Source organism: Enterococcus sp. DIV1411a (genome assembly GCF_050531945.1).
Lineage (GTDB): Bacteria > Bacillota > Bacilli > Lactobacillales > Enterococcaceae > Enterococcus_B > Enterococcus_B faecium.
The window spans coordinates 2,252,645-2,276,700 of the sequence record NZ_CP172892.1 but is presented as its reverse complement, the minus strand read 5'-3'; the positions used below and the strand labels follow the sequence as shown (position 1 = coordinate 2,276,700).

The 24,056-nt window shown below is 38.8% G+C and carries 15 protein-coding genes and 1 pseudogene; 6 read left to right on the top strand and 10 right to left on the bottom strand.

Going from position 1 to position 24,056, the window contains the following annotated elements; all coding sequences use genetic code 11:
- Positions 1-325 precede the first annotated feature (325 nt).
- Both IGJ87_RS11015 and IGJ87_RS11010 read right to left on the bottom strand, forming a co-directional pair.
- A complete protein-coding gene (locus IGJ87_RS11015; RefSeq protein WP_002285980.1) occupies positions 326-2,479 on the bottom strand; it encodes a GH92 family glycosyl hydrolase in 2,154 nt (717 codons plus the stop codon).
- A gap of 1 nt (position 2,480) precedes the next feature.
- Positions 2,481-3,527 (bottom strand): GntR family transcriptional regulator, encoded by a 1,047-nt coding sequence (locus tag IGJ87_RS11010; protein ID WP_089030506.1) that lies wholly within the window; start codon positions 3,525-3,527, stop codon positions 2,481-2,483.
- A 149-nt stretch (positions 3,528-3,676) separates the two neighbouring features.
- On the opposite strand from IGJ87_RS11010, the gene IGJ87_RS11005 reads away from it, so the two are divergent.
- Genes IGJ87_RS11005 through IGJ87_RS10995 form a run of 3 tightly spaced genes read left to right on the top strand, consistent with a single transcriptional unit; the run spans position 3,677 to position 8,523 of the window.
- Positions 3,677-4,966, top strand: coding sequence for a glycoside hydrolase family 125 protein (locus tag IGJ87_RS11005; protein WP_002294491.1), 1,290 nt, complete (start codon positions 3,677-3,679; stop codon positions 4,964-4,966).
- 12 nt (positions 4,967-4,978) lie between these two features.
- Entirely contained in the window at positions 4,979-7,681 is a 2,703-nt protein-coding gene (locus IGJ87_RS11000) for an alpha-mannosidase (protein ID WP_002285985.1), read from the top strand.
- The gene (locus tag IGJ87_RS10995; protein WP_002285988.1) at positions 7,666-8,523 is read left to right on the top strand and encodes an ROK family protein; all 858 of its coding nucleotides are present in this window, start codon (positions 7,666-7,668) and stop codon (positions 8,521-8,523) included. The genes IGJ87_RS11000 and IGJ87_RS10995 overlap by 16 nt, the downstream gene beginning before the upstream one ends.
- 70 nt (positions 8,524-8,593) lie before the next feature.
- On the opposite strand, the gene IGJ87_RS10990 is transcribed toward IGJ87_RS10995, so the two are convergent.
- Positions 8,594-9,451, bottom strand: coding sequence for an RluA family pseudouridine synthase (locus IGJ87_RS10990; RefSeq protein ID WP_002285989.1), 858 nt, complete (start codon positions 9,449-9,451; stop codon positions 8,594-8,596).
- Positions 9,452-9,661: 210 nt separating this feature from the next.
- On the opposite strand from IGJ87_RS10990, the gene IGJ87_RS10985 reads away from it, so the two are divergent.
- On the top strand, positions 9,662-11,833 hold the full coding sequence (locus IGJ87_RS10985) for a PBP1A family penicillin-binding protein (RefSeq protein ID WP_002294492.1): 2,172 nt from the start codon (positions 9,662-9,664) through the stop codon (positions 11,831-11,833).
- Between the two features lie 67 nt (positions 11,834-11,900).
- On the top strand, positions 11,901-12,242 hold the full coding sequence (locus IGJ87_RS10980; protein WP_002285994.1) for a YlbF family regulator: 342 nt from the start codon (positions 11,901-11,903) through the stop codon (positions 12,240-12,242).
- 275 nt (positions 12,243-12,517) lie between these two features.
- Here the strand turns inward: IGJ87_RS10980 and IGJ87_RS10975 are convergent, their stop codons facing one another.
- The 7 genes and pseudogenes from IGJ87_RS10975 to IGJ87_RS10945 form a co-directional block, all read right to left on the bottom strand.
- The gene (locus IGJ87_RS10975) at positions 12,518-14,272 is read right to left on the bottom strand and encodes an ABC transporter ATP-binding protein (RefSeq protein ID WP_002285995.1); all 1,755 of its coding nucleotides are present in this window, start codon (positions 14,270-14,272) and stop codon (positions 12,518-12,520) included.
- A 10-nt stretch (positions 14,273-14,282) separates the two neighbouring features.
- Entirely contained in the window at positions 14,283-15,119 is an 837-nt protein-coding gene (locus IGJ87_RS10970; protein WP_002285996.1) for a sugar phosphate isomerase/epimerase family protein, read from the bottom strand.
- A 1-nt stretch (position 15,120) separates the two neighbouring features.
- The gene (locus IGJ87_RS10965) at positions 15,121-15,804 is read right to left on the bottom strand and encodes a rhamnogalacturonan acetylesterase (protein WP_002294493.1); all 684 of its coding nucleotides are present in this window, start codon (positions 15,802-15,804) and stop codon (positions 15,121-15,123) included.
- A 158-nt stretch (positions 15,805-15,962) separates the two neighbouring features.
- A complete protein-coding gene (uxaC, locus tag IGJ87_RS10960) occupies positions 15,963-17,357 on the bottom strand; it encodes a glucuronate isomerase (RefSeq protein WP_002286000.1) in 1,395 nt (464 codons plus the stop codon).
- Positions 17,358-17,395: 38 nt separating this feature from the next.
- Complete coding sequence (locus tag IGJ87_RS10955) at positions 17,396-18,895, bottom strand: UxaA family hydrolase (RefSeq protein ID WP_002286002.1); 1,500 nt, start codon at positions 18,893-18,895, stop codon at positions 17,396-17,398.
- Positions 18,888-20,310 (bottom strand): annotated as a pseudogene (locus tag IGJ87_RS10950) (tagaturonate reductase). The gene IGJ87_RS10955 and the pseudogene IGJ87_RS10950 overlap by 8 nt, the downstream one beginning before the upstream one ends.
- 59 nt (positions 20,311-20,369) lie before the next feature.
- The gene (locus tag IGJ87_RS10945; RefSeq protein WP_002286006.1) at positions 20,370-21,362 is read right to left on the bottom strand and encodes a LacI family DNA-binding transcriptional regulator; all 993 of its coding nucleotides are present in this window, start codon (positions 21,360-21,362) and stop codon (positions 20,370-20,372) included.
- Positions 21,363-21,593: 231 nt separating this feature from the next.
- Here IGJ87_RS10945 and IGJ87_RS10940 point away from each other — a divergent pair, with 231 nt between their 5' ends.
- Positions 21,594-23,792, top strand: coding sequence for a helix-turn-helix domain-containing protein (locus IGJ87_RS10940; RefSeq protein ID WP_113787948.1), 2,199 nt, complete (start codon positions 21,594-21,596; stop codon positions 23,790-23,792).
- The last annotated feature ends 264 nt before the right edge of the window (positions 23,793-24,056 follow it).

Genomic DNA, 24,056 nt, shown 5'->3' with positions numbered 1-24,056 from the left:
TTTATGCAAAAATGTGGAAAGCCATTTTCACAAAATTTTTCTTAATACTCGAAACTAAACAGCTTTTTCACGACCTCTCCACTAAACGGTGTTCAATCAGCTGACCCTCGGTATTAGCTCAAAAAATGGCAAAATATGAGGAACTATTTTGCCATTTGTCTCTCTAATACTCAGGTCAGAACGCTGATTTCACAACCTCTCAATAAACGGTGTTCAAAAGCTTGCATCTGCGGTAATAAGACCAACCAAACGAAAAATATGAGGATCTATTTTTGCTTGGCTGTTCTTATTACTTGATGCAGGACAGCTTTTTCACAACCTCTTGTTAATTATAGTTTGATAAGGAAAAAGGCAAATCTTTTGCTTGATATTTCTTAGGGTGAGGGATGATCCCTAATTGGTAAGAGATCGTGCCGCCTTTCAGCAAATCTTGATGGGTAAAATATAATTTCGTATATTCTTTGTCCATCCGTTTGATTTTATGGATAAATTGTTGCTGCGGCCGATTAGGCGTTGCTTCAATCGTCAATTCCTTTCCATTTGACAAAAGCAAAACAGCCTTGTCAATTAATGGCATACCGATAACATATTCACCGGTTCCAGGCGTGACAGGATAAAATCCCAGACTATTGAAGATATACCAAGCGGCCATACTTCCATTGTCCTCATCTCCAGGGTAACCCATTGGAGAATCGTCGAAGGTCTGAGTCATCAACTGTTTAAGCAGTGGCTGTGCCATTTCAGGTTGTCCTATATAACTGAACAAGTAAGGATAGTGAAAACTTGGCTGGTTTGAAATAGCTAATTGTCCAAATTCTATCGCGGCCATCTCACTCATTTCGTGGATCTCAAAACCATATCCTCCTGGGTCAAACGTTGGGGGCTGATTGCACAGCTCAATGAGTTTTTCTTTATATCTCTCACTGCCACCATATTTTCCGATCAGTCCTGAAAAATCGTGATAAACAGCAAAGCTGCTTTGCCAAGCACTTCCTTCTGCATAATCTTGTCCCCAACGATTAGCTGAAAATGGTTCTCTGAACTTGCCATCTTTATCTTTTGAACGCATAAATCCTGACTCATAGTCAAAGATATTTTGATAGTTCAATGATTGCTGCTGATATTTCTTCGTCATTTCCTCCTCTTCTAGTACCTTGGCAACTTGGCTAATACAAAAATCGCTATAAGCATAGTCTAATGTGTGATTGACTGATTCGTGGTAGTGATTAGGAACATAGCCATATGTCAAGTAATCTTCTGTTCCTTGGCGTCCATAATTTGGATGTTTGCTTTGAACCGTAGCACCTTTTTCCATTGCCGTTAGAAATTCAGGCATCAAGTCTCGTCGGATATCTTTTACAGCAGCATCTGCAATGACCGCATCGATCAATGTCCCAGGCATAAGTCCACGTTCATCAGGAGACAGCCATTTTGGCAAATAGCCACTTTCTCTATAGCTGTTCAAAAAACCTTCCAGCATTTCTTCGTATTTTTCTACAGCAATCAAAGAATAAAGAGGATAAACCGTTTTATACGTATCCCAAAACCCATTATTTGTATAGAGAACACCAGGTTTTATAGATCGACTAGTCGTATCATAGTGGATTTTTTGCCCACTAGGATCAATTTCATAAAATGTTTGTGGAAATAAAAACACCCGATATAAATTATGATAAAACGTCCGCAATTGTTGTTGATCATGGTGTGTGAGCTGTATACGATCAAAATAGGACTGCCATTGTTCTTGACTGTGAGCAAGGTAAGTCTCTTTGCTTTGGTTTTGTTCTAGTTCCAGGTTATAAGCTGCTTGTTCCGAGCTGATAAAAGATGTCCCAAATCGGATAGTTTGTTTTTTTGTCTGTTCAAAATACAACGGGATCGAGTCGCTATTTTTGTTGGAAACAGCTAACTCATCAATTGTTAAAGGATATTCAAATCTCAATATAAAATAAAAAGAAAAATCAGGATCTTCTGAACCAGCAAAATGTGTGATTTTTCCTTCCACTGTGTAAGGATCTATAACAAAGAGCTGATGGCGTCCCGGAAAGGATAAAAGTAAACCGCTGTCATTTTTGCTGTAATCAATAGATAAGATTCCGCCATACATGCTAGGTATCAATGTAGAACAGATGCCATAACGTAATTGACAGATCGACAGATGAGTCGGGCAAAATATACTTTCTTCTGGGCGGTAAGAACTTTGAGCATGGAAAAGGGTGTTCTCCTGTAGTTTTCCATTGATCGGCGTAAACAGCATATGACTGAAATCACCCATCCAAGGACTTGGTTGATGGGTAAGACGGTAGCCTTGAAAAACGCGGTCATCAGGATGAAACCACCAGCTGCCGTTTTGATCCGTAGTTTGCGGTGCAAAATAATTCATCCCAAAAGGAACGCCAGTATAAGGCTGGCAGTTCCCATTAGAGAAATTTGGCTGATTCGCTGTTGCATGTCTAGTATCTATTTGACCGATATTCATTTTATTTCTCCTTTGTTGATTGTCTTTTGATGAATGAAACTGGAAATTTACTATCGGATGGTCGATCTTTTGTCTCTAACCAAGTGACCAAAGCATCTCCCGCAAGCTTACCTAACTGTTCAAAATCTTGTGCGATGGTTGTCAGTGGCGGGTCAACAAGAGCTGCTGCTTGGATATCATCAAATCCGATAATTGAAAAATCTTCAGGGATATGATAACCATGCTGTCTCAAGAGATTCATGGTCTGGATAGCGACAACATCGTTTTCACAAACAAAAGCAGTTACTTCATACTTAGTGATATAAGAAAGCAATTCATCTAATGTCGCGCTTTTGTCATCCAGTGAAGTGTGGAAAGTCAAACCAGCTTTGTCCAATGCTTCAAGGTAACCAAGGTAACGCTGTCGAACGGATTGTGGATGAGTCTGCGTACCAAACAAATAAGCGATTTTTGAATGTCCCTGTTCGATCAAATAAGAGGCAGCAAGCGCACCGCCTTGGAAATTATCGGAAAGAACGGTAGGAAAAGGTAACTCATAGATTTTTTTATCTAATATGACGACAGGGAATTCTTTCAATGAAAGCTCAAAAAGTAAGTCAAGATGTTGTTCTGTATCAAGAGCATAATAAATCAATCCGTCAAATTCATTGATTAGCTCTTTTGCTGTTTTATTTTGTAGAAAGTCAAGCGTCGTCATCATGACATCAATCTGTTTATCTTGCATCACAGGGTTCAATCCCTTGCTAAAATCACCAACAGACAAATCAGCGACATATGGAAGAAGAAACAGAAGCCGTCGTGTTTTTGTAGGAGAAGCAAGAATCTGTTCCGGAGAAGCGGATTTAACGAAACTGCCTTTCCCGCGAACGCGATAAATAAGTCCTAATTGCTCTAATTCAGTCAATGCACGTTTGGAAGTGATTCTGCTTACTTTATAGGTACGTGAAAGTTCTTTTTCAGTTGGTAGTTGGCTGTCTACAGGTAATTCACCAGTTAAAATAGCCGTTTGCAAATCATTAAATATTGTCTGGTACAATGGTTGATTCATATAAACACCTCTTAATGATATATCATATTTAAATAATACCATAATGGATGAAAAAGTAAATAAAAAGATATTTTTTGAAAGCGTAGACATAATTGGCTGTATGAAGTATAATCTTTAAAGATATATCAAATAGAAAGAAGGTTTTATTAGTGGTTTATAAAGATATACCAAAATCGGTGCAGAAATTTATGGAAGATATCACACAAAAATGTGGGGATATCCATGCGGACTGGGCAAAGAATTTTACAGCAGCATTTGCCAATACTCTGTTGACAACAGTCAAAAAGCAAAATGACGGAACCACCTTTTTATTGACGGGAGACATTCCAGCGATGTGGTTAAGAGACTCTACTGCACAAGTTCGTCCTTATTTAGTGATTGCAAAAGAAGATGAGGAATTAGCTGACATGATCAGCGGGTTAGTCAAAAAGCAATTTTTTTATATCAATATCGATCCATATGCGAATGCCTTCAACGAAGAAGCTAACGGTGCTGGCCACCAAACAGATCATACAAAAATGAACGATTGGATCTGGGAAAGAAAATATGAAATTGATTCTTTATGCTACCCAATACAGTTGGCCTATCTTCTTTACAAAAATACAGGAAAAACTGATCAATTCAATCAATCTTTTATTGAAGGTATCAAAAAAATCTTGGACGTGTTCAAAACAGAGCAAGATCATGAACACTCTCCTTATACATTTGTACGAGACACGACAAGAAAAGAAGATACGCTGATCAATGACGGGCGAGGTGCAAAAACAGCTTTTACAGGAATGACATGGTCTGGTTTCCGTCCTAGCGATGATGCTTGCCGTTATGGATATCTGGTACCATCCAATATGTTTGCGGTGGTCGTGTTAGGTTATGTGGAAGAAATTTTTCAAACGATACTCGATGATAAAGAAATTGTACAGCAAACACAGAAATTGAAGAAAGAGATCCAAGAGGGGATTCAGAATCACGGACGAACGGTTAATCAAAAAGGGCAAACGATTTATGCATATGAAGTAGATGGAATGGGAAACGCCACAGTCATGGATGACAGTAATGTGCCCAATCTGATCGCCGCACCTTACTTGGGATATTGTTCTGAACAAGAGGAAGATTATCTGCAAACAAGAAGAACATTGTTGAGTAAAGAAAATCCATATTTCTATGAAGGAAAGTACGCAAAAGGAATTGGATCCTCCCATACGCCAGAAAAATACGTTTGGCCGATTGCATTAGCTATGGAAGGAATGACAACGTCAGACAAATCTGAAAAAGAGCGGATATTGAATTTACTTGTAGCAACTGACGCAGGAACACACCTTATGCACGAAGGATTCGATGTGAACAATCCTGAAAATTATACGAGAGAATGGTTTTCTTGGGCAAATATGATGTTTTGCGAATTAGTCATGGATTACTTTGATATTAGAGTAGAAAAGTAGGAGGTATCGTAAATGAAAAAGAAAGTATATATCATTTCTCATAGCCACTGGGATCGTGAATGGTACATGGCTTACGAACAGCATCACATGCGACTGATTGAATTGATAGACGATCTACTAGAGCTATTTGAAGTTGATCCGTCCTTCAACAGTTTTCATTTGGATGGGCAAACGATTATTTTAGATGACTATCTTCAAGTAAGGCCAGAAAAAAGACAGGCAATCCAACAAGCAATCAATGAAGGAAAATTGAGAATTGGACCATTTTATATCTTGCAAGATGATTTTCTTATCAGCTCGGAATCGAACGTGAGAAATATGCTGATTGGCATGGAAGAAAGCCGTAAATGGGGAACCCCTGTCATGTTAGGCTATTTTCCCGATACATTTGGAAATATGGGACAGACGCCTCAATTAATGAAACAAGCTGGTATTTCAGCAGCAGCGTTTGGCCGTGGTGTAAAACCAATTGGCTTTGATAATCAAGTTTTGGAAGCAGAAAACTATTCTTCCCAATACTCAGAGATGTGGTGGAAAGGACCTGATCAAACAGCAATCTTTGGTCTGCTATTTGCCAATTGGTATAGCAACGGGAATGAGATTCCAGTAGAAAAAGAAGCAGCTCTTGCCTTTTGGAAGCAAAAATTAGCGGATGCAGAACAATATGCCTCTACGAACCACTTATTGATGATGAATGGTGTTGATCATCAACCGGTACAAAAAGATATATCAAAAGCAATCCATCTCGCAAATGAACTGTTTCCAGATTACGAGTTTATTCATTCTAATTTTACTGACTATCTGGAAGCAGTTCAAAAAGATGTGCCAGAAGACTTAGGCTCAGTAGAAGGAGAATTGACAAGTCAAGAAACGGATGGCTGGTATACTTTAGCCAATACAGCATCTGCTCGGGTTTACTTAAAACAATGGAATACCAAGGTCCAGCGACAGCTAGAAAATATTACAGAACCACTTGCGACGATGGCTTATGAAGTTAGTGGAAACTATCCCCATGATCAATTAGATTATGCTTGGAAGACATTAATGCAAAATCATCCTCACGACAGTATTTGCGGTTGTTCAGTCGATTCTGTCCATCGGGAAATGATACCTCGTTTTGAAAAAGCAGATGAAGTTGGAAAGTATCTTGCACAAGATTCCTTAGAACAGCTGACCGCAGCAATCGATACGACCGGATTCCCAAAAGACAGCTTTCCATTTGTCATTGTAAATACTGCAGGAATGGATAAAACTGGTGAAGCAGAAATAACCATCGAATTAGAAAGAAAAAGATTCGCTGAAGGAATACCTGAACAACTATATCAAGAGTTAGAAAATTTGCCTAAACGTAAGTATCATGTAGAAACAAAAAGTGGGGCCACTATACCAGCTATTTTATCTGAAGAAACTGTCCAATTTGGTTATGATTTGCCGAAAGACCGTTTCCGTGTGCCATATATGGCAAGAATGATCAAAGTGACTTTACCATTAGAAAACATGCCAGCATTTTCTTGGGAAACATTCGCGCTTGTAGAAGGGGAAGCGAAAGCAGAAGAAAAGGAAACAATGATTCATCAGAGTGGACGAATCATCGAAAACGGCCCTCTACATTTGACGATTGAAAAAAATGGTACCATTACAATGGAAGATCGCAAAAACAAACGAAAGTTGAATAATCTGCATATTTTTGAAGATATCGGCGATATAGGAAATGAGTATATCTTTAAACAACCTTTCTGTGATCAGCCAATCCTATCCAGTAACAAAGAAAACTCTGAAGTAAAAGTATTAGTAGATACACCGGAAATAGCAAAAATAAGTATTCTACAGGAAATGGAAATCCCTGTTTCTGCAGACGAGCGTTTAGAAAAAGAACAGCAGATGGTTGTGGAATTTCGTTATCGAAAAGCAGAACGATCCAAAGAAAAACGAATCCTTCAAATAAAAACAATCATGACAATCAGAAAAGATAGTAAAAAAATCGACTTTGAAACGACTCTCGACAATCAGATGAAAGATCATCGCTTACGTGTCTTGTTTCCTACAAAGTTACATGTGGAACATCACGAAGCAGATAGTATTTTTGAAGTGGTGAAGCGCCCAAACCATGTGTCTAAAAGTTGGGAAAACCCCACGAATCCGCAACATCAGCAAGCATTTGTCAATATTCATGATGAAGAGTACGGTGTAACAGTCGGAAACTTTGGTTTGAATGAATATGAAGTAACAGAAGACGGACAAATCGCAGTGACGCTACTTCGCAGTGTGGGAGAACTAGGCGATTGGGGATATTTTCCAACACCAGAAGCACAGTGTCTAGGTGAGCATCGGTTCAATTACAGCATTGAACTACATGGACCAGAAGAAAAATTCTCTACTTATTTGCATGCATACGCAGCACAGATTCCTTTTTCCACTCAACAAATCAAACATCATGAAGGAACATTGATTTCAAAACAACAATATTTAACGATAAAAAGTGAAACGTTTGCAATTACAGCTTTGAAACGCAGCAAGTTTAGTGATAAAGTAGTAGTAAGAGGTTTCAATATGTCTAGTCATTTAGAAAAATTGGAAATAACTAAAGACAATGGAAAAACTGTCATATTGAATCTGCTTGAAGAACCAACGAAGCAAGCGGTTGTCCCAATAATCCAACCTTATGAGATTCGGACAATCGGATTCGAGGAGGAAAACGAATGTATGGCGGAATAGAAGCAGGCGGAACAAAATTTGTGTGTGCGGTTTCAGATGGTGGAGAAATTTTAGAAAAATTAAGTATCCCTACCACAACACCAGAAGAAACATTGGATCAGGTATTTGAATTTTTTGATCGTTATGAATTGAAGGGAATCGGGATTGGCTCATTCGGCCCGATTGGTATCGACAAAACAAAAGATAATTACGGATACGTTTTGGCAACTCCCAAAAAAGGGTGGGCACAATTCGATTTTCTTGGCACAATCAAGGAACGCTACAATATTCCTGCTGCTTGGACAACGGATGTCAATGCTGCTGCATATGGGGAATTGAAGCAAGGAGCAGCACAAGGAAAAAATAGTTGTATTTACCTTACCGTGGGAACAGGAATCGGTGCAGGTGTCGTGATCAATGAAGAAATTTTTTCAGGGATCGCACATCCTGAAATGGGACATATTTGGGTGAAACGCCATCCAGATGACCATTATGAAGGTACTTGTCCTTATCATAAAGATTGTTTAGAAGGATTAGCAGCAGGACCGTCTATTGAGGCACGCACAGGGATCAAAGGGCAAGATCTGCCGCAAGATCATCCTGTTTGGGCTATTCAGGCTTATTATATTGCTCAAGCACTGATCAACTATACGTTGACGTTAGCACCTGAAAAGATTATTTTAGGCGGTGGGGTAATGAATCAGGATCATCTCCTTCAAAAAATCCGTCAGCAATTTGTTGAATTGATGGGTGGTTATATGGAAACACCTCAAGTAAGTGAATATATCGTTCGTTGGGGACTGCCGAATGAAAGTGGGATTATCGGTAGTTTGCTGTTAGCAGAACACGAACATCAAAAGTAAGCAGACAAATTACACAAAAAGAACAGAGTCTTATCATTATCTGCTGATAAGACTCTGTTCTTTTTTATTTCTATTCCCATAATCCAGGTAAAGCTTTACCGACTATTTTTTCTTGAGTAAATGGATGGATCATGTGCAGTTCTAATGCATGGAGCATCAGTCGTTCAGCTGTTCTATTTTGGTAGAGAGGGTCTCCAACGATCGGATGTCCCTTATGAGCTAAATGAACTCTGATCTGGTGTGTACGTCCGGTTTCCAAAACACAATAGACTTGTGTTTGTTCAGAAAGTACTTTGTTGACAGTGACATGTGTCAAGGCGCTCTGACCATTTTTATCATCTACGACCCTTTTTCTCCGATCATGGCGATCTCGTCCAATTTTATTGGTGATGGTCATATCTTTGGCAATTTCTCCCCATACGATGGCTTGATATCTCCGATAGATCATTTTTTGTTCCAACATTCTTCCAAGTATCGGCAAGACAAATGGATTTTTTGCAAATAAAACGGCACCGCTTGTTTCTTTGTCCAAGCGGTGGACAACGTAAGGTCGTTGCTGTTTAGTGTCGAGATAAGCAGCTAAATGATTGAGTAAGGTACTGTTTTCTGTCGGTTCATTTGGATGAGTCTTCATTCCTGCAGGCTTATCCACTATAATCAAATGCTCATCTTCATATAAAACACGGATGTGCTTCGCATCTCCTAATTGAACTTCTTGATAATTATAATCTGTTTCTTCGAATAACAATGTGATCTGGTCATTGCCCTTTACTTCATGATGGAACAAAGCAGGTTGTTGATTGATCCAAACGTTTTTACGTATACGCAAAAAGTGTCGAACCTTTCTAGGAACTAACCATTCCTTTTCAAGCAAGTCGCGAATTGTTGTTTCAGGATGGTTCATAGGTAAAGTGATCGTGATTTTCACAAGTGTACTCCTTTCAGTGCAATTGCAGACTAATTGTACCATTTTTAAAACATATTTAAGAAAAAACTTACATTTTTCTGTTCATTCTTATGTTACTCTACTTGCACTAACGTAAAAAAACATATTGAACTACAACTTAAGCAGGAAGAAAACACTCTTTCACTATGGTAAAATAAGACGATTGAATCAAATAGACAGGAGAAGAAGCAAATGGATTTTCAAAGCATTTTAGAAAAGATAAAAGCTGCTTTGATCAGTTTTTGGCGTTGGATCAGACCATATCTCGGACAATTCCATCGATGGCGAAAGCGCATCTGGAAAAAATATCATGTGAACAAATTGATTTTGCTGATTGGTTTGATCTGTGTCTTAGTGACAAGTATCTACCTCTTTATTTTAGCAAAACAAGCAAATGTCGAAACGTTAAAATCAGGATTAAGCCAATCGACAGTCATTTATGATAAGAAAAACGAAGAAGCTGGCACACTGTACGCCCAAAAAGGAACATATGTAGAATTAAACGCGATTTCTCCCTATATCCAAGATGCAGTAATCTCGACAGAAGATAGGAATTTTTACGAGCATCACGGGTTTGATATCAAAGGGATTGCCCGTGCAGCAGTCCGAATGGTCTTGTCTGGCGGAACATCAGGGGGCGGAGGAAGTACGATCACTCAGCAGCTTGCCAAAAATGCGTATCTGACATTAGACCAAACGTTTGATCGAAAAGCGAAGGAATTATTTTTGGCAATCGAGATCGAAAAGAAGTACAGCAAAGAAGAAATCTTGACCATGTATCTTAACAATGCCTATTTTGGCAACGGGGTATGGGGTGTCCAAGACGCTTCCAGAAAGTATTTTGGAGTAGATGCAACGAATGTTACGCTGTCTGAGGCTGCTACTTTGGCAGGAATGCTGAAAGGTCCTGGTATTTATAATCCGATCGATCACCCAAAAAATGCGAATGATCGGAAAAACACGGTACTAAGTGTAATGGAAGAAAACGGAAAAATCACAAAAGAACAAGAACAAGCAGAAAGCCAGACAGATATCAGCGCGTATCTTAATGACACATACGATAATTCAGATTCTGGTTATCGTTATCCTTATTATTTTGATGCAGTGATCGATGAAGCAGTTAACGAGTATGGTCTTGATGAAGAAGATGTCATGAATAAAGGCTATAAAATCTATACAGCTTTAGATCAGGATTATCAAAAGCAATTAGAAGCTACTTATCAAAACAGTGCATTATTCCCAGCAAATGCTTCAGATGGTGCCATGGTCCAATCTGCTTCAGTAGCTTTAGATCCGAATACAGGTGGTGTACAAGCACTAGTAGGACGAAGAGGAGATCATGTCTTTAGAGGATTCAGCTTTGCTACACAGATGCGTCGTTCACCAGGATCAACGATCAAACCATTAAGCGTATATACACCAGCACTGGAAGCTGGATACAAGCCTTCCAGTATCTTGAAAGACGAACCGCAAAGTTATTACGATGCGCATAATTTTGACGGGACATACCAAGGAGAAGTACCGATGTATCAAGCTGTTGCACAAAGTTTGAATTTGCCTGCTGTATGGCTTTTGCATGAGATCGGTTTACAAAAAGGATATGATAAAGCAGAAGAATTCGGCCTGCCTTTAGCAAAATCTGATAAGTATTATGGCTTAGCCCTTGGTGGACTGGAAAAAGGAGTATCTCCATTGATCATGGCGGGTGCTTACAGTGCATTTGCCAATGATGGTCAGATGTATACGCCGCATCTTATCACGAAAATCGTTGATTCGACTGGAGCGGTGATCGTCGATAACACAAACAAAAAACCAAAACAGGTCATATCAAAGGAAACAGCCGATGAAATGACCAGCATGCTTCTTGGTACATTTTCAAATGGAACAGCGGCTGCTGCGAATCCTGCAGGTTATACGATAGCAGGGAAAACAGGAACCACAGAAACTAATTTCGATGCCACAAAAGCAAATGACCAATGGATGATCGGTTACACGCCAGACGTAGTGATTTCGACATGGATGGGTTACGAAGAATCCAGCAAGCTGCACTATTTGGAAGGGACAAGTGGAAATGTTGTCGGGAAAGTCTTCAAATCAGCGGCAGAAGGCATCCTTCCGTATACTTCAAAAACAGGATTTAGTGTAGCAGATGCCTATGCCACAGGAGGACAAGTGGTAGCTGCAGATCAAGTTGGAAACACAGGAAATTCTAATGGAGAGTCTGGAAATTGGCAAGATAACTTGAATCAATATGGTGAACAAGCAAAAGAAGGGCTGAAAAACTTCGGCGATATGGTGAAAGAAGGCGTTCAGGGAATTGGTGAAGCGGCTAAAGACCTCTGGCGGAAATATCAAGGAGAGTAGACCCTTTGAAAACGAATAACCCCATGTTACAATAGAGAGTAACTACTAAAAGAAAAGAGGGCATAACATGTCAAACATCTACGATAGCGCGAATCAAATCGAACGTGAGATCCGTGAATTACCAGAATTCAAAGCGTTGAAAGAAGCGTACGAGAAAGTACAAGCAAACGAAGAAGCACACAAACTGTTCAAAGACTTCCAAGCGATGCAAATCGAATTACAAGAAAAACAAATGAGTGGACAAGAGTTCAGCGACGAAGATGCAATGAAAGCACAAGAAATGGCTGTGAAAATCCAATCAGAAGAAGTAATCAATGACTTGATGCAAAAAGAGCAAGGCTTCAGTACAATCATCAATGACTTGAACCGTATCATCATGACACCAGTTCGCGACCTTTACAGCGAATAAAACTATTTTATGAAACAACAGAGGGTGTGAAAGAGACGTTCGGCCTTGAGCGATGACAAAATTGCTTCTTATTGCCGATAGGCTGTCTCTTGAACACCATTTACCAAGAGGTCGTGAGCCTACCGTTTAACTCTGAGTTACAAGGAACAATTTCAAAAAACAGCTTCTCATGTTTGATGACTATTGTGACTTGTGACCGAGGAGTTGGCAGGAGAACACCGTTTATTCAGAAATAGGAGCTACGACAAAAGTCTTGTCATAGCTCCTATTTTTTGTCATTCATTTTTCAAGCGGTAGAAATAGCCTTTTTGAGCTAACAGTTTTTCGTAAGTACCTATTTCAACGATTTTTCCTTCATCGATCACAACGATTTTATCTGCCTCTTTGATCGTTGAAAGCCGATGAGCCACAATAAAAGTAGTGGGTGTTTCTGTCAGGTAATTCAGGGCTTGCTGGATTTTTTTCTCTGACTGGTTATCTAAAGCTGAGGTTGCTTCATCTAGCAAAATGATTTTTGGCTGACGTATCAACGCTCGTGCAATGGAGATACGTTGCTTTTGGCCACCAGACAGCTTGTTGCCATGTTCGCCTACTAAGGTATCCAGACCATCAGGAAGCTGGTCAATCAGTGAAGAAAGTTGCGCAGCTTCGATGACTTCATCTAAACGTTCTTTTGATACGTTTTTCAAGCCATAAGTGATGTTCTCTTTGATCGAAGCGGAGAACAACAAAGTGGTTTGAGGAACAACGGCTAAATAATTTCGCACACTTCGCATATCCAGTTCATCCAAAGGCTGATCATCTAGAAAAATTTTTCCTGAAGTCGGCTGGATAAATCCAATCAATAAGTTAAGGAGTGTAGATTTTCCAGAGCCAGATGGCCCAACAAAAGCAATTGTTTCTCCAGCTTTCACCTCTAGAGAAAAATGATCGATAATCGGTTTGAGTGAGTCCGGATAAAGAAAAGAAACATCCTCAAAACGAAAATTTCCATCCAAATGTTGGATTTTTTTCTTACCGTGATAAGTTTCTACATCGCCAGCAATCAACAGTTCGCCAATAGAAGTGATAGATTCCATGCCTTTTGAAATCGTAGGAATCAGCGTGATCATTCCAGAAACGGAATTGACGATCGTCGTGAAATACGTCTGATACATCACGACATCGCCGGGTTGGATGCGCCCTTGTAAAGCTAATATCCCAGTGAAAATCAAACAAATCAGCTGAAATATCTGAAAACTAGCCCAGCTGACTGATCCGAAAACAGATTGCAGGATATCTAAGTGGAATCCTTTTTCATAGATTTGAGTAAAATGCTTATTTAAGCGAGTTGTTTCGTGTTTTTCTAACCCATGAGCTCGAGCAATCGGTGCTAATTCGATCACTTCGATCACTTTTGCAGAAGTCTCTTCCATTTCTTGCCTGAAGTCTGAGTTGGACTGTCTGATCCTTTTACGGAAAAAGAGAGTAACGAATGCGGCGAGAGGAACAGTCAATAAGAAAAACATGAAAACAACAGGACTTTTATAAAGCGTGATACCTAAAGCTACGAATAAATTGACAGCGATATTTAATCCGCTGACAAATACTTGAGAGGACAACGTTTGGATAGCTTCTACATCACGGATGATCTTTGACTGGATTCGTCCAGATTGCAATTCTTTTTGATAAGGAATAGATAGTTCTTGGATTTTCTTGATAAGGGTCGCTCTTAGTCCAGCTTCTACTTGACGGATCGAAGTGCTATGGTATTTTACATGAAAATAATTCGTCAATATATTTTGACCAATCAGACAAGCCATCAAAAAAGCGTTGAAATAAATGGCCTGCAACTGAGAAGAATCTTTCGATGAAGCTGCATTGATTACATTGGCAATAGCGATCGGCATTAACCAAGATGGAAGATGTTTGATAATAAAAAAGAGTCCTGACATGGCAAAACGCCAATAATTTCCCTGATAAAGATGCAGCAATGTCTGAAAAGCATTTGCATGATATTTTTGATAACTTTTCTGTATTCGTTCCTCCATAATCTTCTCCTTAACAATCTTGGTAAATAAACTGCAAGTGTTCTATTGCTTCAGGAACATAAATCTCAGGAGTAGCTTCAAGAGTGGCGTACATTAGAGGACGCTCATATTTGATATAATGCAGTACCGGGCGGAAATCTAAACAGCCCTTGCCAACAGGTACCATGCGGATCTTTCCATTTTCCATGATATAGTCTTTGAGATGAAGCGCTGTAATATAACCATGTAAATTGTCCAAGGCACCTCGGATCACTTTTTCCTGATCAGCATGATTTTCTTTATGCATCAAATTCGCACAATCTAAAATGATTTTTAAATTTGGTGAAGCTACTTCATCGATTAAACGTTTAGCTAACTGATAGTTATAGATTGGATGATTGATCCCTGCTTCAACAGCAACAGTTACGCCAAAATTTTCTGCATGAGCGACTAATTCAATGATAGAATTTCTGGCGATCTGATAAGCTTCTTCAGTAAAATTTTCTTTTGTGTAACCGACAGAGACACTACCGGTTTCCGTAGCAATCATCTTGGCTTGATAGGCAGAGCACAGAGCAATTTGCTGTTTGAAAGTTGCCAATGCTTGTGCACGAACTTCTTGATTTTTGCTGGATAGGTTGATATAGCATCCTAAAATGGAAAGTTCGATATTGTTTTTTTGGAAGTATTCACCAAAATAGGCAGCACTCCCAAGTGTCATGTCAGTTAATTTAAGTTGTTCAGGAAATGCTTTTTGTGGTGCAAATTGGATATGGGACAAGTGAAGCTGTGATACTTTTTGAACGATTTCTTCACGATTTCGAACATCTAAATCGTGGGCACGGATGCCTAAATTTAATGGAAACATCTCAAACTCCTTTTTGTAAATAATTAGCAAGAGGCAGACGGGATTCTTTTATCAATTCAACAATGATTCGGGCAACTTTATCAGCGCCTTCTGGACTAAAGTGGGTATTGTCTTTTAGTCCTTCTGGGTAATTTTTACAAGTATCAGGCATAAGATGCAGGTAGAATTTTTTTGTCTCTTCTTTTGAGAAGGTCTGGAACAATTCTTGTGATCTTGAGAACACATCTAAAAGAGGAATATGGTGTTTCTCAGCAAATGCACGCATCGCTTTTGGATAGTCTCCAAGTATATCTGGATTCAATGTTCCGTTTTCTAAGTAATCTCGTCGCGTCACAGATGTCAGTAAGACCATTTGGACGTTCGCTTTTTTTGCGCATTCAAAAAATATCTGCAGATTTTTTAAATAGCTACCGAAGGGAAGCGTACCTCTTTCTTCTTGGATTTTCTGGTCGTTATGTCCAAATTGTACAAATAAGAAATCATTCGGCTGAAACTGTGAAGCTAGACGGGCTAACCTTCCTTCCTGGATAAATGATTTGGTGCTGCGTCCATTCTTTGCTTGGTTATTGATCTGGATCTCGGGTGAAAAATAAGCAGAGATTTTTTCTCCCCAACCTGTCTCGGGACGCTTGTTTTCATCTTTTTCTGCCGCAGTAGAATCACCGGCAATATGGATAGTAGGCATGTTATCTCTTCTTTCATAAAGGTTTATAGGCAATGAAGCAGAACAGCAAGAGAAGAAGACGGAGCAAATTTGGTCCGTCTTCTTCTCTAAAACGTGGATAAACGGATTCCGTTATTTCGCTATCCTGTTTTTGATTCGTTACTGTTACTATTAATCAATTAGGCAAAAAAGCCAAAGTAATTTTTAGCATTTGTATAACTAATCGCTTGAACTAGACTTCCTAAAAGTTGTTCATCTTCAGGTGCTTCTCCTCGCATGACCATTTCGCCTAAAAATTCACAAAGAACACGACGGAAATATTCATGTCTAGTGTAGGACAGGAAACTTCTTGAATCTGTCAGCATGCCGACAAAATTCCCCAAAGCACTACCATCAGCAAATTGTGTCAATTGATCGCGCATACCAGCTCGAGTATCGTTGTACCACCATCCAGAACCTAACTGCAGTTTTCCATTCTGTTCTTTTTGGAAACAGCCCATCAAAGCTAAAATCGCAGGATAGTCATTCGGATTCAATGAATAAAGGATCGTCTTTGGCAACTGATCCGTTTCTTCTGCACGATTCAATAATTTTTGCAGAGGAATAGTCAAAGAAAGATCATTCATTCCATCATAGCCGGTATCGGGCCCTAATTTTTCCAACATTTGTGTATTACAGTTACGATAAGCATGGATGTGCAGCTGCATCGTCCAATTATGAGAATGATAGAAGTGGGTCAAATGTATCAGTGTTTCTGTACGATAAGCATCGATTTCATCTGAAGATAATAGTTTGTTAGCTCGTGCTTTTTGAAAAATCTCTTCTAATACTGTTTCATCCGCTTCTTTATAGCGTAAGATGTCTAAAGCGTGGTCGGAAACACGACATCCATGTTGATGGAAGTATTCTATCCGCTGCCCTAAGACTTCTATCAGTTCTTGATAGGTGGTGATCGTTTGGTCAGCTGCTTCTTCCAGTAGTGTGACCCATGCATTAAATCCTTCTTTTTCAATATTGAGTGCTTTATCTGGACGGAATGAAGGTAGAACCTTCAAATCTGGTTCTTCATGAGCAAGCAACTGATGATAGTGCAAGTCGTCTGCGGGATCATCTGTTGTACAAATCACTTCTACATTCGATTTTTTTGCGATTTCCCGACGGCGAAAATCAGGAGCTGCCAAAATTTCATTTGCTTGTGTCCAAATTTTCTCTGCATTTTCTTCATTTATCAACAAGTCAATACCGAAGAAACGCTTCAATTCAAGATGTGACCAACTGTAAAGCGGATTTCCGATAATTTTTGGTACGGTTTGACACCAAGCTAAAAATTTTTCAAAATCAGAAGCATTTCCTGTGATTTTTTCTTCAGGCACGCCGCAAGCTCGCATCAAGCGCCATTTGTAATGATCGCCTCCTAACCAAGCTTCTGTCAGATTGCTGAAATTGTTGTTTTCGTAAATTTCTTTTGGATCTAAGTGACAGTGATAATCAATAATGGGCATGTTTTTTGCGTAGGAATGGTAAAGCTTTTTCGCCCAATCGTCTTTTAATAAAAAATCATCAGATAAAAACATAAATCTTCCTTCTTTCTTTTTATACTGTTTTATGAAAATCAAAGTGTTACTCCGTTTTTAAAAATGGCAATTTCTCGAACGTCATTTTGTTCATTTTTCGTTTCTTCTCCACTAGCTACAGCGATGATTTTTTGAACAAACGATTCTAAGATTACTTCCATTGGTTGTTCTAATAAGACGCCTGCATTAAAATCCATCCAATGACCTTTGCGTTCAAAAAGAGTTGTATTCGTAGATACCTTGACCGTTGGGACATATGAGCCAAACGGAGTCCCTCTTCCTGTGGTAAACAAGACCAACTGGCAATCGGATGAAGCAAGAGCAGAGGCAGCTACAAGATCATTCCCGGGAGCTTGCAATAAACTAAGCCCTGGTTTTCTGATTTTTTCGCCATATTGTAGCACATCAACGACAGGAGAGCTTCCTGATTTTTGCGTGCAGCCTAAAGACTTATCTTCTAATGTAGTGATCCCACCTGCTTTATTACCAGGAGATGGGTTTTCGTAAACTGGTTCCCCGTAAGACAAGAAATACTGTTTGAAGTCATTGATCAAGTCAACGATTGAGTCAAAAACTTCTTCATTTTCCGCTCGTGCCATCAATACTTGTTCTGCGCCAAACATTTCTGGCACTTCTGTTAAGATCGTGCTGCCTCCTTGAGCAATCAAGTAGTCAGAAAATGCACCAAGTAAAGGATTAGCAGTTATTCCCGATAGACCATCAGAACCGCCGCATTTCAAACCGACATTCAACTTAGAGAGCGGGACTGATATGCGCTGGTCATTTTCCGCCGCTGTTAAAAGCTCTTCTAATAGAGCCACACCTTGTTCGATCTCATCGTAAACATCTTGAGCCACTAGAAATTTCACTCGTTCTTCATCATATTCACCTAAAATTTTTTTGAATTCAGGAACTGTATTGTTCTCACAACCTAATCCAAATACTAAAACTCCTCCGGCATTGGGATGATTTACTGCGTCCGCTAAAATTTCTCGAGTATTTTGATGATCTTTTCCAAGCTGCGAACAGCCATAAGGATGCTTTAAAATCGTAATATGGTCAAACTGTCCCAGATCTGGATGTTTTTCCTTGAACTGTTTGACGATCAGTTCAGCAATGCCATTCACACACCCAACGGTAGGTACTAAAAACAAATCATTACGAATCCCTACTTTTCCATTTTTTCGCAAGTAACCTTGAAATGTTCGGTTCTCAAAAAGGTAATGACTTGGATGGACATCTTTTTCATATCGATAATCCAATTCACCAGAAAGATTGGTTTTTACATTATGAGTGTGCAGCCATTGACCGGCAGTTACGTCTGTCGTCACATGACCGATTGGATAGCCATATTTGATCACGTTGTCTCCAGCTTTCAAATCACCCAATGCAATCTTATGACCTTGCGGGATATCTTCAAGAGTGGTGATCGTTTGCTGATCAATCGTCAGTTGTGTTTGTTTTGGAATAGGGGTTAATGCGACGACCACACTGTCTCGTCGATTTAATTTCATTGTTGGTTGCAGGGTTTCAAGCATGGACCATCGTTCCTTTCATTTCTTGTAATACTGACCGGACACCTTTTTGATCGATCTTTGCAGCTATTTCTTGAACTGTATCTGTCACATTCGGTATTTGAGACAAATCTTCTCCCCAAAGCGCAGCGTTTTGCAATAATCGAGGAATAGCTGTTCCATTATCAGACCAAGCATCAGTAAATTCGCTTATCGTCTTTTCATCATCATGTGGCTTTACTTGATCGCCTCGATACATAAGAAGTAGCGCAGCTAGTGAAACAGTGATTAACGGTGGTACCTGATTTTGTTCTTCGATATACTTCTTGAACACTGGAAGCAGACGGGTGCTGAACTTTGAAACACTATTTAATGAAATCGCTTCTAATTTGTGATGGGCAAAAGGATTCAAGAAACGTTCTTTGATTTGGTCAGCATAAATGGCTAATTCATCTTTAGGTAAAGAAAGCATAGGAATCAATTCTAGATTGAATAACTGATCAACATATGCGGAGAATAAAGGATCTTTCATTACTTCTTCTACAGTTTCCAATTCCGCCAACAAAGCAAGAGGGACCATCGCTGTATGCGGTCCATTAAGCAAATGCACCTTACGTTCACGATAAGGAGTCATATCATCTGTGATGATGACATTCAAGCCAGCCTGTTTGAATGGTAGTTGATTCTCCAATTCTTTAGGCCCTTCGATCACCCAAAGCATGAATGGTTCTGCTTTGACCATCAATTGATCTTCATAGTTATGCCGTTGATTGAAAACACCTGCATCTTCGCGAGGATAACCTGGGACGATGCGATCAACTAAACTACAACAGAAAACATTTTCTTTTTCTAACCACTCAACAAAAGCAGGTTCTAAATCCCATTTTTCTGCGTAGCGTAAAATGATTTCTTTTAGACGTTCGCCGTTTCTGTCAATCAGTTCGCAAGGAATGATGGTAAAGCCAGCTTTGTTTAATTTGAAACGTCGGTATAAAAAGGCTGTCAGTTTGCCCGGGAAGCTCTGTGGGGGAGTATCTGTTAAATTATCAGTCTCCACGAATTGGATTCCTGCCTCTGTTGTATTGGAGACGATATAGGCCAAGTCGTCATTTTCTGCTAGAGATAGATAAGCATCCCATTCATCATAAGGATTGATCATTTGTTCTACTACGGTGATAATCTCGGAAGTATCAACGATTTCGCCATTGCTGAGTCCTTGTAAAATGACCGTATATAAATTATCTTGCTGGTTCATCATATTTCCAAGACCTTGTTCTAAAGGTTGAATGATTGCAACATTACCTTTAAACAATTGTTGGTTATTCAGCTGCTGAATCTGCCAATCAATAAATCCACGCATAAAATTGCCTTCACCAAACTGAAGAACTTTTACAGGTGCTTCGTTTTTTTTTCACTAATTCTTTTGTCAGTTTTTTCATATAAACTTCCTTTCTGTGTTATGCACACGTTAACATTTTTATATAAAATTACTTGTAGTTTACAAGTAATTGATCGACTCACGAAGGATCAACAAGGTGGAGAGCTCAATTTTAGATTGTTCGATCGTCCTGCCTTCGATCAAATCTAGTAAAAGCTTTGTTCCTTCTTGACACATTTCTTTCAAAGGCTTACGTACGGTGGTAAGCGGCGGATTGAGATAGGAGACGACTGGAGAATCATCGAACCCGATCAGAGAAATGTTCTGGGGAACACGGAGGCCAGCTAAATGTACAGCTCTCAATGCACCAATCGCTATGTCGTCGTTGCCGCAAAAAACCAGAGTAGGCAGGTCAGAAAGTGATAATAGGTATTCCATGTTTTGGAGGCCGCTTTCTAAGCTGTAATCTCCTGTTAAAAAATAGGCTGGATTGACAGGGATGCTCGCTTTTTTTAGACTTTTCAATACCCCTTTTTCCCGTTCTTTTGTCGAACGAAAATTTTTCTTTCCGCCAATATAAGCGATCTTCGTATGTCCGCATCCAATACCGTAATCTACTGCCTGCATAACACCGGCCGCATCATCGGCAGTGACGTTGATAACCGCTGGATCATTGATGTGACGATTGACAACAACGAAAGGAAATTCTTTTTCTTTGAGATAGTCGATGAAAGGCTGATCATCATCACTTTGACTCATAACGATCAGTCCATCGTAGCGTTGCAGGTTGATTTCTGTTAAATCAACAACATCGATACTTTCAACAGATAAACTGTAATTTGTGTCTAATACTGAATGGATGCCTGCAATGGAATCTGCTAGGAAATTTGATGAAGTTCCTTTATGCAAACTTGAGAAAAATAGTCCGATTAGATATTTTTTTTGATTCACTAAACCTTTTGCACTATAGTTTGGCGAATAATTCATTTCCTTAGCTAGTTGTCGTATTTTTTGTTTTGTTTCATTTTTTATTAAACTGCTGTTATTCAAAGCACGAGAAACTGTCGTATGAGAAACGCCAGCTGCTTTAGCGATATCTTTGATCGTTACCATTCCATCATTTTCCTTACTTTTTCACTTTTTGTTAACGCATTCATCATATTACGATAACTACGATAAGTCAATAGATCTTTGATATGAAAAGATTGCACACGTTAAAAATTACTTGGATTTTTATTTTTAATTATGCTATTCTTGAAAGCGGGGAATGCTCATTTAATTAGATGAGTATCAATTTTACAGAAAAATGAAAGCCTTTTATTTTAAAAGGAGGAGAGGAAGAAAATGAAGAAAAGTACAGTATTTTATAAAATATTTTTACCGATGTTTTTATTAGGAGCCGTACTTGTCATAGGATTTAGTTTATTCATTTACCAGAATACCTATGAATCGATCGAATCGAGTTATTTAACAGACAAAAAGAATTTGCTCAGGCAAGTTAAAACTAACGTTGAATGGAAAATTAGAACGATTGAATATTCGTTTTCTACGTATGGTTCGACCAAAAATTTCTCGGACATATTCAAGCATCCGCTGACATATACAGATTACTCCACTTATTCTGAAATCAGGAAAGAACTAAATTTTATAGAAACGATTGTTATGGATGATAATAATTATGATTTAGTCAGTTTGGCTGGTAAATGGGGAGTAATCAATGGATCGTTGAGTCAACTGACCGAAGAGGAAGTTGAAAAGTATCAACAGAAGTACATAAATAACAAAAATAATTTATTTTGGCAAAAGAAAAACAAAGGAATCGAAATGGTGATTTCTTTGCCAATGTTTGAAAAAGAAAAATATGCATTGGGAATTGCTACGATAGAGAAACATACAATAGAACAAGTTGTTGGTGAAAGTGGAGAAGACATACTTTCTATTGAAAACGAAGTTGGCAACCTTTTTACTACTCAGACAGTAAAAAATAAAGAGCAACCAACTGTATTAACGGACGTGGATCTAGATTACAATCAGCTGAAAGTGATAAGAGAAAAAGATAAAACGTATATAGTACTGAAATCAGATTATAATAATTGGATTTACAGATTAGAAGTTGACTCTAGTGCAATTGGCGCAATGATCCGCAATCTGAGAATCGGGCTAGTTGCAGTGTCTTTAACACTGGTAGGACTCATTGGTCTTCTTTCCTACTTATTTTCGGACAGATTTGCCCGTCCGATTTCTCAAATACAGGAACGTCTGAATCTTAAATCAAAAGGATTCAGTGGGAAAGAACTAGATTTGGTCGCTCAATCAGTCAGTCGGATCATAGGAGAAAAAGAAGCGTTAAGTGCACACTTAGTTACCCAAAAGCCACAGCTGGAAACGCTATTTGTACTTAGTTTATTTAGAAATCGAGTAGAAAGGCGAGAACTAGATCAGCGGTTGCAGCAATTTGGTTATAGTTCTCAAAATGACTGCTATTATACAGCTTTGGTTCAAATCGATCTGTTAGAAGATAGTCACGGTGGGGAGCGTGATTTGCTACTTTTAGCGATCAACAACATGATCACGGAAATTGTGCCAAAGGAAAATCGAATGCTGCCGATCGTTTTGAATGAAGAAATGCAAGCCACTATTTATCGAATGGATAAAGATGATGCAGAAGCAAGCAAAAAAGTCATGGAGTATTGCCGACTCATTCAAAAACGTGTAAAAGAATACTTGAATTTAACTATCAGTATAGGCATCAGTAACCGGTTCGAAACGCTGAATGAAAGCAAGCAATCGGTTGATCGGGCAAAAGAAGCCCTGTATTATCGTGTAAATACTGGTCCAAGTTCAATTATTTTTTATCAGGAAATCGTTCCTGCTGCTCATGAAAAAACACTTATTAGATATCCGATAGAAGAACAAAATCGATTGTTTGAAGCCATTCGTTCTGGAAATCAGGAAGTGAAGAATTTAGTACATGAATTGATTGATGCATTGTTTGCACAAAATAAAAATCCTTTGAGTCGGGAAGTAGTTTCGGTCCGCTTGATCAATGAACTCGTTCAATTAGGACAGTTATTGGGAGTAGATTCAAAAAACTTTGATAACATGAAACAAATTTATGTAAAAGCACTGAACAATTATCATCCCAAAGAACTAGAAAAACTTGTTTTAGAACAATTAGTTCTGCCAATCACAGAATGCTCTCAAGCAATCACTGATCATGAATTTAAAAATTTGTCGGAGAATATTATGCATATCGTCTACACAGAATATGATCGTGATCTGTCTTTAGATGTGATCGCTGATAGGTTGCATTATAACCCTAACTATTTAAGTAATGTATTTAAAAAGGAAACAGGAGAAAAATTTGGTGATTTTGTTCAAAATCATCGTTTAGAGGTAGCAAAAAAATGGTTGAAAGAGACTAACCTCTCCGTAAAAGAGATTGCAGAAAGATTGCAATATCGAAATCCGCAAAATTTTATTCGTTTCTTTAAAAAGAAGGAATCGATTATGCCGGGAGAATATCGAAAAAAATATTTGTGAATCAAGAGGCTGTTTTTCTTGTGATCTGATTCAAGCAATAAAAGAGGACAGCAAAAAACAGCACTTCATGTTTTGCTGCTGGCTGATTTTATTGCCGCAGAATCAACAAGATAAACGCCATTTAATCAAGAGGCTGTTTTTCTTGTGGACTGATTCAAGCAATAAAAGAAGTTAGAATAACCCTAGTATTTGTATTTATGGATAGTTAAATTTCAAGGCTAAGCACGCAAAAAGAACTGTGACAAAAGTCTTGTCACAGTTCTT